8 protein-coding genes are annotated in these 14,891 nt (G+C 58.4%); 3 read left to right on the top strand and 5 right to left on the bottom strand.

Annotated features, from left to right (window positions below):
- The first annotated feature begins 237 nt into the window (after positions 1-237).
- Positions 238-1,245: a hypothetical protein gene (locus tag ACI5GA_RS18730; protein WP_421423765.1), complete on the top strand. Its 1,008-nt coding sequence runs from the start codon at positions 238-240 to the stop codon at positions 1,243-1,245.
- Between the two features lie 671 nt (positions 1,246-1,916).
- Entirely contained in the window at positions 1,917-2,813 is an 897-nt protein-coding gene (locus ACI5GA_RS18735; protein ID WP_421423767.1) for a hypothetical protein, read from the top strand.
- Here the strand turns inward: ACI5GA_RS18735 and selO are convergent.
- From selO to ACI5GA_RS18750, 3 genes are read right to left on the bottom strand one after another with little or no spacing between them, the layout of a single operon-like run.
- The gene (gene selO / locus ACI5GA_RS18740) at positions 2,797-4,260 is read right to left on the bottom strand and encodes a protein adenylyltransferase SelO (protein WP_421423769.1); all 1,464 of its coding nucleotides are present in this window, start codon (positions 4,258-4,260) and stop codon (positions 2,797-2,799) included. The two genes, ACI5GA_RS18735 and selO, sit on opposite strands and share 17 nt — an antisense overlap.
- Before the next feature lie 48 nt (positions 4,261-4,308).
- Positions 4,309-7,686 carry a mechanosensitive channel MscK gene (gene mscK, locus ACI5GA_RS18745; protein ID WP_404636375.1) on the bottom strand — a complete coding sequence of 1,126 codons (3,378 nt, stop codon included), beginning with the start codon at positions 7,684-7,686 and terminating at the stop codon, positions 4,309-4,311.
- 57 nt (positions 7,687-7,743) lie between these two features.
- Positions 7,744-9,486, bottom strand: coding sequence for a potassium/proton antiporter (locus ACI5GA_RS18750; protein ID WP_404636376.1), 1,743 nt, complete (start codon positions 9,484-9,486; stop codon positions 7,744-7,746).
- A 374-nt stretch (positions 9,487-9,860) separates the two neighbouring features.
- Between ACI5GA_RS18750 and ACI5GA_RS18755 the strand changes: the two genes are divergently transcribed.
- The gene (locus ACI5GA_RS18755; protein ID WP_421423772.1) at positions 9,861-12,398 is read left to right on the top strand and encodes a dermonecrotic toxin domain-containing protein; all 2,538 of its coding nucleotides are present in this window, start codon (positions 9,861-9,863) and stop codon (positions 12,396-12,398) included.
- On the opposite strand, the gene ACI5GA_RS18760 is transcribed toward ACI5GA_RS18755, so the two are convergent.
- The gene (locus tag ACI5GA_RS18760) at positions 12,386-14,188 is read right to left on the bottom strand and encodes an acyl-CoA dehydrogenase (protein WP_404636378.1); all 1,803 of its coding nucleotides are present in this window, start codon (positions 14,186-14,188) and stop codon (positions 12,386-12,388) included. The two genes, ACI5GA_RS18755 and ACI5GA_RS18760, sit on opposite strands and share 13 nt — an antisense overlap.
- Positions 14,189-14,445: 257 nt before the next feature.
- A complete protein-coding gene (locus tag ACI5GA_RS18765; protein WP_404636379.1) occupies positions 14,446-14,658 on the bottom strand; it encodes a DUF6124 family protein in 213 nt (70 codons plus the stop codon).
- Positions 14,659-14,891 lie beyond the last annotated feature (233 nt).

Below are 14,891 nucleotides of genomic sequence, written 5' to 3' on the forward strand. Positions count from 1 at the left end.
TATTTCTGCGTCGATGTCGGCGCATTTGAAGACGCTGGACATTCCCTGAGCAGCGGTATTGATACGCCGGTACACACTACTCCAGAGGCTTTCCTTCCGACGCTTTTATCCGAAAGACCACCCCCATTCGCACAGCTAGCTCTGGCCTGCTACCCCGATTAGCTTCCCGCGTCAGGGGCTGTTTCGTTCCGCTTCACCCGCATTGGCCCCTGTCCATTCATTGTCAGGGAGTTGCCGATGATCAATCACCTTCAGGCTGCCGTTGCCGCCATCCTTCCGAACAAGATGCCCGCGCCCGTCACGGCGGAAAAGGCGAATGAGCCTGCTGTGGATAAAACGCAAAAGACGGCCACCGACAAGACGAGCTTTTCCACACTGGCCAGCCAGTTGAACGAAAGCGCTGCCCGCGCCGCCAAGCGAGATGCAGGGATGACTTACGAAGAGCTGGGCCAATATGGGCGTAACCAAATCAAGGCGTTCACCCAGGAAACGCCCAAGGCCAACAGCGGCACCCGAGCGATGGAAGTGCCGAATACCACTGATCCGGAATTGCTGGATCGTGCGCGGGCGGCCTCTGCGTACGTCACGCGCACCCTCGCGGGGGACAAGAACGCCATAAGCCCGTTCGAGAAGTTGTCCCGCGAGCAACTGAATCACATCGCCTACGACGACAGTGGCAACTTCACCCTCAATGAGCGACGTGCGGCATGGCAGGGCGTGCAGAAGATGGATGAAGCCTGGCGCAAAGTCGCGATCCCTCAGGGCGAGATCGAGCAGATTCGCACAGGCAAGGCGTCAAGGTTTTACAACGAGGCATTGAGTTACTTCAAATCGCTGCCTGCCATCGAAAAGGCCGTGGATTACCCCAAAGATGCCCAGGCGATCCTTGAGTCGCGCATCAAGGGTGACAAGACCCTACCCGCGCCGAGCATGCCCGGCCTCATTCAGCGCCAGGGCGGCGATCGAAAACTGACGTTGTTCGATGTGATTGCGGGCATTGTCGAACCCGCCAAAAGCAAGACCGACCCGAACAGCCCCACCCTCAGAAAGAAATTCACCCCCAGAACCTCGCCAACGCCAGTGTCGTGGAATGAGCGATGGGCGCAGAAAGAAGCGGCTGCGGCCAAGGCGGTGAAGCCTGTGCAGACAACTGCTGCGACTCCGTCAACTGCGTCGGCAGCGACACTCACGAACTCAACAACTAAGGGTGAAACAGCCAGTAACTCGAAGCCGATGGCTGGGTAGTTATCGGTGTCAATGTAATGGAAGTTTTTCACCGGCCTTAGTACGCATCAAGGGAATGCAGGTCTGTTCTAAAAGGACTATCCGTTCGAGTAGTTGTCGCGATTGCTGATGTCTGATTAGCTTTTTTCAGATATAACAAAAAAGGATGATCAAAATGAAAAGTGTTAAGCCGATTAAGTGTTCCATAGCGGCGGTCGCGATGCTGAATGTAGGAGTGGCGGTTGCAACCCCACAGGTAGCCGTTAACTTCATTAATAGCACGGCGGAGCCTGTGGTTTACCAGCCGGGCAGTAGTCGGAATGAAGCTACGACGTACTCGAATGCTTCCCCTAAGCCATCTAATGTGCCGGCAGGTGGTACTGAAAGTTACATTGTCCGGGCTACAGGCTCCTCGCCCATCACCTATGCGATGGTGACATACAAGTCAGGAAGCAAGTCATGCCGTTTCACGACCAGCTATCTGATGAACGCCACACCTGGCGGAGTCAGAACGCCCAAGTGGAATAAAAGCGCAGTCGCGAGTGGCGGTGCCAGATGCGATATCAGTATCACCTCTGTGAATTATTCCAGTCACGATTGGAGCGTGAATCTCATCATGCGTTGATGTGCATAGTTTAAGTAGGGCCACCGAAGGGGTGGCTCTATTTAAGAGCGCATTGCAGGGAGGCAATATGATCCAAAGTGTGAGTGCCGTATCAGTAATGCCTGTTGGTTTGGCGATAGAAAAAGAAAGTGTGCCTGACAGTGAAGCAGTTAATATGCCGGAGTCTTCGAAGGAGCAATCGGATAAAACTAGTATTTCTCTTCTCGCTCGACAGTTAAGTGAGAGTGCTCTTCGATCCAGCAAACGAGAGCAGGAGCTGACCCGCGATGAGCTGGCTGCTTATGCAAAGAAGCAGCTAAATGATTTTGCGCTCGACGGCTACAGCTTTGGAAAACATCGACACGATCAGGAACTACCCGATACAGACGACCCTGAACATCTGGCGAGGGCCAGGCAGGCAACCGATTACGTCAACCAAGCCGCTAGTGGCGATCGTTATGCAAAAAATCCGTTTGCAGGTCTGTCTCGTGATCAGTTAGCACTGATCGCTTATGACGACAGTGGCGGCTACACGATCAATGAGCGACATGCGGCCTGGTCTGAAAGTCATCGCCTGAAATCCGAATGGGCGAAGGGCGCGGTCACTCGCGCACAGTTAGAAAGTGCGCAATCCGGCAGGATCCCGGTCTTTCTCACGGAGGTCCTGAACTTCTACAGGGGCCTGCCTAAAATCGAGCAGGTTCAGGACTGCTATCCAGGCGATTACGAAGCAGAACTGTTGGAGAAGATTCGCCTGGAGTTGAGTCGGCCCAATGACGAAGCGCCGGAGCTGGCGAAGCGGGGACTTAATCTGTATGACATTCTGGCGAGCATCGCGATGCCTGAGAGAAAAGAGGCTGAAGCCAAGCGTGAGCAGTCTGTAAAACAGCACTCTGCGCAGGCGCCAGCCTCGTCCTCTGTTTCTGATAAACCTACGGCGGTATCGGATACTGATTCCGCGCCGACACCTAAGACGAACAACTGATCTCCAAATGCTTCCCCCAATCCGGCGGCCGCTGTGCATAACTTTCCATCCCCGCCTGTTCCTCGAAGGGCTTGCACAGCACTTGGTGCAGGCGACGAACTTCGGTGTAGTCGCCTTGTTCGGCGGCTTCGATGGCGCGTTGGGCCAGGTAGTTGCGCAGCACGTAAAGCGGGTTGACGGCGTGCATCCGGGCGCGGCGGTCTTCCTGGGTGCTGTCGGGGTCGCGGGCGATGCGGGCTTTGTAGGCATCGGCCCAGGCGTCAAAGCCCAGCATGTCGACGAAGTCGTCGCGCAGGCTTTGAGCTGCGACGTCAGCAGCGTCTTCGCCCAGGCGACGGAAGAACAGGCTGTAATCCACACCACTGTTCTGCATCAGTTGCAGTAGACGAGCGATGAGGTCGGCGTCGTCGTCTTCAGCGGTGGTCAGGCCCAGGCGGCGGCGCATCAGGTCCAGGTAGTGGGCCTGATACAGCGGCAAGAACATGCCGAGCGCTTCACGCAGCGGCTCGACCTCGACGAATGGCGTCAGGGCCTGGGCCAGTGCGCTGAGGTTCCATTGGCCGATGGGCACCTGATTGCTGAAGGAGTAGCGGCCTTCGTGGTCGGAGTGGTTGCAGATGAAATGCTGGTCGAAATCGTCGAGGAAGGCGAATGGGCCAAAGTCGAACGTGATGCCCAGAATCGACATGTTGTCGGTGTTCATCACGCCGTGGCAGAAGCCATAAGCCTGCCATTTGGCGATCAATTCGGCCTGACGCTCGACGATCACGCGGAACATCGCCAGATACGGCTCAGGCTGCTCAAGGCATTCGGGGTAGTGCAGCGCCAGCACATGGTCGGCGAGTTGCTTCAGTGGCTCGTGTTGCTGGGTGTAGAAGAAATACTCAAAGCTGCCGAAGCGCACATGGCTCTGGGCCAGACGCAACACCATCGCCGCGCGCTCTTGGGTCTCGCGCCAGACCGGCGTGGTTGAGCCGATCACGCAACCTGCGCGGCTGGTCGGGATGCCCAGCGCATGCAGCGCTTCGGAGGCGAGGAATTCACGAATCGATGAACGCAGCACGGCGCGACCATCGCCCATGCGCGAATACGGCGTCTGCCCGGCGCCTTTGAGGTGCAAGTCCCAGTGCTCGCCCGCGTCGTTGAAGACCTCGCCCAGCAGAAGCCCCCGGCCGTCACCCAGACGCGGGTTGTACGAACCGAACTGATGCCCGGAATAAACCATCGCCCGAGGGTCGGCCTCGGCCCACAGTTTGTGGCCGCTGAACAACTCGGCGAAAACCGGCTCTTCGGCGTGGGCGGGGTCAAGATCCAGCAGTGCCAAGGCTGCATCGCTGGCGACCACCAAGCGGGGTTCGGCGATGGGTTCAGGCAGGACGGACGTGGAAAACGTGTCGCCCAGACGGGCGAAACGATTGTCGAAGGTCAGTTCGTCGAGGGCTTTCACAGCGCAGCTCCAGCAGAATGTCCGAGCATTCTGCTGGGATTCACGCTGTCAGTCGAGCTTGGCTTCCGGCGGCTCGGGCACATCTTTCGGCGCGGCGGGCACGCTGGTGGACGGTGCTGGTGCGGCGATGGTCTTCTGTTCCGGTTCGACTGGCACCATCTTGTACTCTTGGCCCTGCATGTTCTTGAGGTACACCTCCATCTGCCGGAACGAGATGTTGATGTGCTGCTTCTTGAATTCCTTGTTGATGAAGCGGTTGATCTCGTCGAGCACCGGGTTGCGGTCGCCAAGGTCACGTACGTGCATGCGCAGTTCGTGGTCCAGCGTGCTCTCGCCGAAGTTCAGGAAGTAGACGATCGGCTCAGGCTCTTTAAGGACGCGAGGGTTTTCGCGGGCGGCCTGCAACAGCAGCTTGCGCACCAGATCCAGGTCCGAGCCGTAGTCCACGCCCAGCTTCAGGGTGACGCGGGTGATGGTGTCGGTCAGCGACCAGTTGATCAATTGCCCGGTGATGAACGTCTTGTTCGGGACAATGATGTCCTTGCGGTCGAAGTCGGTAATGGTGGTCGCACGAATGCGGATCTTGCTCACCGTGCCTGACAGGTTGCCGATGGTGATGGTGTCGCCGATCCGTACCGGACGCTCGAACAGGATCATGATGCCGGAGATGAAGTTCGCGAAAATCTCCTGCATGCCGAAACCCAGGCCCACCGACAGCGCCGCGACCAGCCATTGCAGTTTGTCCCAGCTCACGCCCAACGCTGACAGCGTCGAGACGAAACCCACGCCCGCGATGATGTAGGACAGCAACGTGGTCGTCGCGTAGGAACTGCCTTGCTTGAGGTTCAGCTTCGACAGCACGAAGACTTCCAGCAAACCGGGCAGGTTACCCGCCAGCACGAAGGTGATACCGATGATCACCAGCGCGCCGATCATGTCACCCAGGCTGATCGGCACCATGCTCATGGTGGCGCCCGTGCCGCTGGTGTATTCGTAGAGGGTGATGTTGTCCAGGTACGAGAACACGGTGATCAGGTCGGCCCAGACCAGATACAGCGCGCCGATGAAGCCGCCGATCAAGGCCAGGCGAATCAAGCGCAAGGACTGCTGGTTGACCTGTTCGATGTCCAGCGTCGGTTCCTCGACCAGGGTTTCGCCTTCTCCCGCTTCCTTGGCTGCCTGACGTTTCGCCAACGCGCGCTGATAGGCCAGCCGCCGCGCCGCCACACCCAGCCCGCGAACGAAAGTGGCTTCGATCACCAGCCAGAGCATCAGCAGGTACAGGGTGTCGATCAAGCGGTCACTGAGTTTCAGTGCGGTGTAGTAGTAGCCAAAGCACACGGCGACGAACAACGCGACGGGTAGCGCAGTGAAGGCCAGGCCCACCGCTCGGCGGAACAGCGAGGCGTTTTCGTGGGTCGGGCTGGTCAACAGCAGACGACCCAGCAGCCAGGTCATCAGCGCGTAACAGGTCAGCACCACCGCAATGCCGATCACGTCATCGGCCAGCGCCGAAGGCTCATGCTCGGCAACGGCGACGACAGTCACCAGCGCCAGCACCACCAGCCCCAACCGGCGAATCCAGCCGCGCAGGAATTCAACCTGGGATTTCTCCCAGCGAAAATGCAGCTGCGCCACGCCGCCCGGCGCCAGGATGCGGTACGCGGTGTAGAACACCAGCCACGCCAGCGAGATTTGCATCAAGGCCGCGCCCAGATTGACGTTCTGTTCGCGTGCATCGATCTGCAACGCCAGTGCACAGGACGCCAGTGCCAGCGAGAGCGGCATGGCCAGCAGAATATTGATGAAAATAGCCAGCGGCGTTTGCCACTGTCGGTCACGCTTGAAATGGCCGATGTCGCCATGCAAGCGATTGAGTTTGTCGTACAGCGCCTTGCGCTTCCACGTCAGTACACCGATCACCAGCAACAGGGGCAGGAAGATCAATGGGCGTTGGGTCAAGCCATCGCCCAGTTCGCTGACGGTCGAGGTCCACGGCAGGGTGGAGATTTGCTTCATCAAACGCGGCTGAACGCGCTCGAACCATTCCAGATCCAGCGGTTTGTTACTGGGAATCCAGAACATCTGCTCGTCCAGTGTCTGGCGCAGGTTGATGGCGGTGCTGACCAGTTGCTTCTGGTTCAGTTGCAGGGTGATGGATTCGTTGAGCAGAGCGCTCAGCTCGCGGTTCAGCCGCTCCAGCAGGTCGATGCGGGTGGTGGCCAGATCGAGCAGGGTCTTGCGCAGGGCAGGGGTGACGTCTTCCGGTTTCTGGGTGGCGAGCAGAGTATCGACGTAATTTGTCGGGTTGCTCATCTGTTCGCGCTGCTGATTGACCTCAAACTGATACAGGCGAATGTCGGCGATTTCGTCCGCCAGGCCGCTATCGACTTTGAGTTTGGGCAGCGATTGCTTCTGCTTGTAGAGAATCTTGGACAGCAGCAGGCTGCCGCTGAGCACGTTGATCTGTTCATCCAGCGCGGCGTCGGTCTGGGTGATCGCGTCGAGCTGGGTCTTGGTCTTGAGGTTCTGCTGAGTCAGCTCGTTGAGGCGGTCGGTGCCGCGCAGCAGGTAATCGGAGAGCTTGAGGTTGGTCGCACTTTCGGTGGCCAACAAGCTGCTGCCGCCCGCTTTTTGCGCTTCGATGGACAACTGCTCGACCGTTTCCTGAGACTGCGCGCGACGCTTGTCGTTAATGAGGGTTTGCAAGTCCTGGATTTCCTGATCCTGGCGCGCAACCTTTTCGGTCAACAAATCGCGCTGACTGCCGCCCAGGTCCTGCAACTGGCTGTTACCGGCCAATTCCTGACGGCGCAGGGCGATCAAGGCATTGATCGACGCCAACTCAGCATTCAGTTGGTTACGCTGGTCGGCGTTGATGGCTTTGCCGCCGTCCTTGCCGGACTTGAGAATCCCGTTGATGGTCTGGATGCGCGTCTGGGCGTTGCTGATCTCGGCCTGCGCCCGCTCCGGACGGGTTTGCGCGTTGATGGTCATGCTGTTGGCGTCGTTCAACGCCTTTTGCAAATCGGTCTGTTGGGTGCTGCGCTGGCTGAGCATCTGCTCGAGCTGCGGCACGTCCATGTTGGCGTAGCGCTGGGCGACCGGAATAACTTTGCTGGCCTTGAGCCGTATGAGGTCGCGCTGGTTTTCGCTGGTTTGCCGTGGTGCATCGGCCAGTTGCTTCTTCAGGTCCTCCAGCTTTTGCTGGTTGTCTTTCTGGCTGGCCAGGAAGCCGAGAGTTTGCTCCAGCACTTGTTGCAGGGCTTTCTGGTCATCAGCCGACAATTTGCGGTCGGCGATCTTGTCCAGACTCTGCTGGACCGCGTCGGCGGAAAGTGGAGGCGTGTCAGCGGCAAACGCCGGGACGTTGAACAGGCAAAGCCCCAGCAAGGCTGAGGCAAGAAAAGTACGCAACGAGAACATAGACACCGGGTCGAGCAGTCAGGAAATAGGACGCAACAAAATATGAAGCTGAGCAGTTTAGAGGAACAACCCGGGACCCGGGCGGCTTCCTTCGGGGAATCTGACGCCCACTTTGAGGATCTTGTTCCCTTCCATCACCGCAACTGTCCAGATTGTGCCGTTCCATTCGATCTGGTCGCCGACGATTGGCGCGCCGCGATTCTTCTGAATGATGAACTGGCTCAGCGGCATATTCGAATCCAGACCGTCGAGTTTCAAACCGTACAATGCCGCGACAGCCCCGAGCTGAGCGTCTCCCTCAAGGACGAAGTCACCGAAGAAACGCAAGTCGAGGCCGCGTTGGGGTGCCTGGCTGAACAGCTTGCCGAGGGCTGGAAGGTCATGTTCGTGGCCGATCACGCAAAGCAAATCGCCTGTTTCCAATACCGTACTACCCGACGGATGGAGCAGTTGCTGGCCACGAAACAGGGCGGCGATCCGGGTGCCTTCCGGCATTTTCAGCTCGCGAAGAGCGGCGCCGATGCACCATTTCTCGGCGCCCAGCCGATAAACGAACAACTCCCACTCGCTGGTCACGTGCACTTCCAGTGCTGCACGGGAGATGGGCGCAGGATCAGGCGGAACGGTCACTTTCAGCCATTTCGCCATCCACGGCAGGCTCGTGCCTTGAACCAGCAGTGAGATCAGCACGATAAAGAAGGCGAGGTTGAAGAACAGTTGCGCATGGGGTAAACCGGCCATCAACGGGAACACCGCGAGAATGATCGGAACCGCGCCCCGCAGGCCAACCCAGGCGATAAAGGCCTTTTCGCGCCCATGGAACACGCGGAAGGGCAGTAATCCGGCGAGCACCGAGAGCGGGCGCGCCACCAGAATCATCCACAGCGCCAAGCCCAACGCAGGCACAGCGATGGGCAGCAAATCGTGGGGCGTGACCAGCAGGCCCAGTACCAGGAACATGCCGATCTGCGCCAGCCAGGCCATGCCGTCGAGCATGTGCAGGATGCCATGGCGGCTGCGAATCGGCTTGTTGCCCAGCACCAGACCGCACAGGTATACCGCAAGGAAGCCGCTGCCGTGAATGGCGTTGGTCAGGGCGAAGACGGCCAGACCGCCCGCGATGACCAGAATCGGGTACAGGCCGTTGGCCAGATTGATGCGGTTGACCAGTTGCAGCATCAGCCATCCGCCACCCAGGCCGATGATGCTGCCGATGCCGAACTCTTGAATCAGATGCCCCAACAGGCTCCAGTGCAGGCCGGTCTGACCACTGGACAGCATGTCGATCAGCGTCACGGTGAGGAAAACCGCCATCGGGTCGTTGCTGCCGGATTCGATTTCGAGGCTGGCGGTTACCCGCTCGTTGAGGCCCTTGCCACCCAGCAGCGAGAACACCGCCGCCGCGTCGGTTGAGCCGACGATGGCACCGATCAGCAGGCCTTGAATGATATTGAGGTCGAAGAGCCAGGCGGCAACCATGCCCGTCAAACCGGTGGTAATGAGTACGCCAATCGTAGCCAGCGACAACGCAGGCCACAGCGCCACACGGAAACTCGCCACCCGCGTTCGCAGCCCGCCGTCGAGCAGAATCACCGCAAGCGCCAGGTTGCCGACCAGATAGGCCGTCGGGTAGTTGTCGAAGATGATGCCGCCACCATCGACGCCCGCCACCATGCCGACCGCCAGGATGATCACCAGAATCGGGATGCCAAGTCGCGACGACAGCGAACTGACCAGAATACTCGCGCCCACCAGCAACGCGCCGATCAGGAACAGGCTGTTGATGGTCGTGGCATCCAAGGGCGGTACTCCAGACAAAGGTGGAAAAAGAGGGCAGCCGCAGGCCAACCATGCAGCCGACGTGCCAGAGGATTTAACCTGTTGAATTAGTGGGCTGTCAAAGGCAAATCCCCCGTTTGCCCGTGACGGTCTGTCAGCGTTGCATATCGCTATCGACGAAGACGTCGGAAATGATGTTCTTCGCCAAAAAGAACAACTGGAATCTATTTTGCCCACTGTTCAAGCCAGGGCATGAGGTTTTGACATGCCTTTTTGGCGCTCAACTCGCACCAGGTATTTCTGGATTTACCTGCTGAACAAATAAGTACCGCATATGAAATGTGGGGGGTGATTATTTAAGTGGCTTCCGTTTCATAAGACAGGAAGCCATATTTTTGTTTACTCACATTGTTCCACCCCCTCCGGTCGGCGGCCTCACCGAGCGCAATCTTCGTGAGCGTGTCACGGCGTTCATGTCCGATTATCCCGATGTTTACGCGCTGGCTCAGCGTGCCGCGAGCAAGATCATTCTGCAGCACACAGGAACGTCGGTTGACCCTTCCATGGTTTACTGGCATCGATTCAGAACGGCATCCAGCAGTGCTCAAACGTTCACGGGCTGGAAGCATAATGGGCAGCCTTCGGAGACGCTGAACTTCATTGAGCTGGTGATGCACCGCTTCAGCGCAGCCGATCAGGACGCGTCAGATGACCTGAATGTTTACGGCGGTTTCTATACGGCTGGCCCCGACGCGCAGACATATGACGAACGCAATCAGGTCCCCATGTTGCCCAGCGACGTGCTGCGTGACTTCTGGGCACTCGACTTCGCATCCGAGTGCAAGCGAAAGGTCGAGGCATTCTGGCGTCATCACGCAGATGATTTCTGTGCGTTCGCCAAAGCCCGGTTGCTGGCGGCGGCGGGATTGGAACTCAGAAGAAAGCAACTGACCCCGCAGGATTTTCAAGCCGTCCTGAAAGCTGTGACGGGTGGGACCGCTACCCATGTGACGTGGTCAATGTTGAAAAGCGCCACGCCCTTAAATCCGGATGTGTCGGTCCACACCTTTGAGCTGGCGGGTCATGCTTCGCGGAATATGCTGTTGATCGGGGGGGTAGAAGGGCGGCAAATCCTCTATCGGCCAGATGTGCAACCTGCTTTTCTCTGTTTTGACGACGTGCCGACCTTGGCGCGTTGGGTAAAAGCGCGACTGAATGATCCGTCTGCCAGGAGCACCTTGTTCAGTTCCTTTGCGCGAGGTAGTCAGCGTCAAATGGAGCTGGCCGAGAAAATCATCAGGTCGAGTACCCCATTGATCACCATCCACCTCCAGAGGGGAGGTACGTCAACGCGGGCGTTTGAGCACCTGCGGGACATCGCGCGTCAGGAAATGCACGAGGACATGCATGAGCAACTGGTCACCAGCGCCGAGTTGCGCAAGCAAATGTGGCTCGGCTATCTGGGCGCATTCATTCAAGTGGCGGGGGCGCTTGCGCCCATCGGATGGCCTGTTGCATTGACGTTGATCGGGGCGGGTATTGCCAGCGTCGGATTGAATATCGATCAGGCGCTGCACGGGAGCACAGCACGTCTGAAGCGAGCTGGAGTCATTGGCGCCATCATCAACTCGATCTATCTGTTGTTCAATTTGCCGCTGTTGGCAGACCTGCGCCGCCCAGTGCCCTCTCTTGTCACTCCTGAAGTCGATGTCATTACCCCGGCAGGGCAATTGGAGGCTCTGGAAGGTAATGTTGCGCTCCCGGATGCGGCGCCCACCCAAAGCATGAGCCACTACCAAGGGGTGCATGTGCTGGAAAATGGCGAGTCATGGATCAGCTTGGATGATCGCCCTTTCCGGGTTCAATACGTTCAGGATTTGAAGCTCTGGTTCATCGTTAATCCGGAAAACCCATTTTCCTTCAGTGGCGCGAAACTGGTTCGGTTCAACGAGGCGAATGAGTGGGAGTTGGTTGGCAGTCCTGGACTGCGTGGCGGCGCTCCCCTGGAAGCCGTGAGCAGTGCGGCGTTGCCATTCGAAACGGTGTCGTCTGAATTCTGGGATATCTACATGCAGTTCAATCTCTCTGAGGAGCGGCGCCTGTCCGATGTGGGCAACCTTCGGCAAGAATCGCTGGCGAACGTGTACGAAGCAGAGGAAGACGACGAGGTATTCACTGATTCGGACGGCGATGACGTCGTGATCGACAGTTTTGGCGAAAAACATCGCGTGTTCAAAACGGTGGATGACTGGTTCGGCAGGAGCATCACGCTGTACACAGAGGACGAGGATGCCTACAACGTCTTTCTTCGAACCGGAGAGCGTAAGCAACGTGACCAACTGGGCGTGATCACTCGTTTGGTCGAGGACCTCGCCGAGATTGATTACAACAACGACGTGACGCTGTACCGGGGGGGCAGCGGAAATCGTGGCACCTCGGGGCAAGTATTTCGCGATGGCAAGTTCAAGGTCGGTGATGTGTTGGTGAATACCGATGTCACGTCTTTCAGTGAAAATCCTTACGTCTGTCGGGTATTCGCGAGCAGCCAGGGAGGGGCGTCATCTGAGACCTATCGTGGCGACATCACATTCGACGACACCTCTGTCGTCTTTGAGCTGCCCGCCAAGGACTACTTGAGCGCGACCCCCATCAGTCCGTTCTCTGCGAGCCCTGATGAGGTCGAGTCGGTCTTCCTGCCGGGCCACTACTTCGAAATTCAGCGAATACAGGAAGTGGCCGGTGCCCATTACCGGTTCATGCATGTGCAACTGAAGCAGATTGCAATGGAGCAGGTTGCGGGAGCTGTCTATGACCTGCGCACCGGGATGATGTTCAGCCGCCAGCAATACGCCGAAAAGCTCGGGGAGGGGGCAGAGGTGTTGGTGGAAACTTTCTTCCCGTTGCCAACCGTGCTCCCCACTCAGAACCACTGATCCTGCATGGACAGGCACAGGTCATCCCGCGTTTGTAGGATGGCTAACTCGTGATGGCAGGCCGGTACCTCCCACGTCAGGAAGTACCGGGCTGCGGCGAGTTTGCCTCGGTAAAAAGCCTCATCTGTCGATTGTTCGCGAAGCAAGCCTTCCTGGGCACGGATCGCTTGTTCAAGCCAGCGCCAGCCGATAACCGAATGGCCAAAGGCTTTTAGAAACAGCGCCGAGTTGGCCAAGGTGACGGTGATCTTGCCTTGAGCGAGATCGGTCAGCAGACCCAGTGTCACGGCTTGCAGGCGGGCAACCAGTTGCTCCAGAGGCTCGCGCAACGGGCTGAGCGCTGCATGCTCCTGAGCACGCTGGCAGGTGTGGGCGATCAGGCGGACAAGCTGTTTGAGTCCAGCACCGCCGTTCTGTGCCAGCTTGCGCCCCAACAGATCCAGGGACTGAATACCGTGTGTGCCCTCGTGAATGGGGTTCAAGCGGTTGTCGCGGTAATACTGCTCGACCGGATATTCTCGCGTGTAGCCATGGCCGCCGAGAATCTGGATCGCCAGCTCGTTAGCCTTCAGGCAGAACTCTGACGGCCAGGATTTGACGATGGGCGTCAGCAGGTCCAGCAACTCGTGCGCTAGCTTGCGTTGCTCTTCGGATTCGCCGGTCTGGGTGTCATCAAACAGGCGCGCCGCGTACAAACCCAGATCGAACGAACCTTCGACGTAAGCTTTCTGAGTGAGCAGCATGCGTTTCACATCGGCGTGCTGAATGATCATCACTGGCGGGCTTTCAGGGTTCTTGCTGTCCGGAAGGCGACCCTGCGGTCGTTCACGGGCGTATTCCAGAGAATACAAATAACCGGCGTAGCCGAGCATGACCGCGCCCATGCCCACACCTATCCGCGCCTCGTTCATCATCTGGAACATGTAGCTCAGGCCATGATGCGGCTTGCCCACCAGATAGCCTGTGCAGTGGCCGTTATCGCCGAAGTTCAGTGCCGTGGATGTCGTGCCACGCCAGCCCATCTTGTGGAACAGCCCGGCCAGTACCACGTCGTTGCGAGCGCCGAGGCTGCCATCATCGTTGACCAGAAACTTCGGCACGATGAACAGTGAGATACCCTTCACGCCGGGAGGCGCGTCGGGGAGTTTCGCGAGCACCAGATGCACGATGTTTTCCGACAACGGGTGATCGCCGCCCGAAATGAAAATCTTGTTGCCGCGCAGGCGGTAAGTGCCGTCTTCGGCAGGCTCCGCACGAGTGCGGATGTCCGAGAGCGACGATCCGGCATGGGGCTCTGTCAGCGCCATGGTGCCAAAGAAACGCCCTTCGATCATCGGCTGAAGAAAGCGCCGTTTCTGCTCATCGCTGCCAAAGTTCTCGATCAGATTTGCTGCGCCCATGGTGAGAAACGGATACGAGGCCGAGGCCGCGTTGGCCGACTGGAAATGCGCGAAACACGCTTGGGAGAGCAGCGTCGGCAACTGCATGCCACCCGCCTCGAAATCGCGCGCCGCGTTCAGAAAACCTGCTTCCAGAAAGGCATCGACGGCGAGTTTCACCTCAGGAATCAATACCGCTTCGCCGTTCTCGTAGCGGGGTTCGTTTTCGTCGTTCTTGCGGTTGTGCGGAGCAAAGAACTTCTCGGCAATCGTCCGCGCCGTGGTGACCGCCGCATCGAACGTCTCACGACTGTGTTCGGCGAAGCGCTCGCGACGGGTCAACGCTTCGGCATCCAGCACTTCATACAGCTCGAAAGCCAGATTGCGGGAACTGAGCAGCGTCTCGGACATGGCGGCATTACCTTTTATTGGATTGCGGACGAGTCTAGGGGGGCGCGGAGGGGGTGAACAGGAAGATTGATTTGGGTGATGGAGGGGTAGAACGCGAGGTGGGCTGACCGCTCACTGCGGTAATTCCGGTGTGTGCCTTACTCTCTTGAGAGCGCGGCATCTGTAGCAGCACGGCTTGCCTGCGGCGGCGTCTTTGAGATCACTGCCGCCGGCATCGGAACGCCACCGGCCGGGCTGCTACAGGAGATTTGTGCGGTTCAGCGTATTTCTATTTGATCGAGCGAGCGGTCGACCACGGCTCTGGCCAGGTCGATCAGGTGTACGACAGAGAACGCGAGGTCGCGTTTGACGCCAATGAGGTTTTCGGCGCTCTCGCAGGCGGTGGCTGTGGCGCAGCGCAACAGGGCTGAGACATGGGCGAGGGCTTCTTCGACGGATCTGTCAGGTGGATCGGGGGTGATTTTCAGCATGTCGGATACCTATTGGATTGGAGGTTCCACCCATGCTCTGCTGCTAAACGGAACAGGGTGGCGGCTTTGACACGGGTTAGCAGACTGGCCCCAATAGGCAAAAACCAGCGCACGCGAGCGTGCCCCGAGCAAAGCCGCCATAAAGCGGTCCTGCGTGCCAGATTGAGTTGATTCAGGCTGCTAAACCCGACCGCTGATTCCCAGCGATGGACGCAGCCTAGAGATCGAAATCG

This window comes from Pseudomonas sp. Pseu.R1, from assembly GCF_045764065.1.
GTDB lineage: Bacteria > Pseudomonadota > Gammaproteobacteria > Pseudomonadales > Pseudomonadaceae > Aquipseudomonas.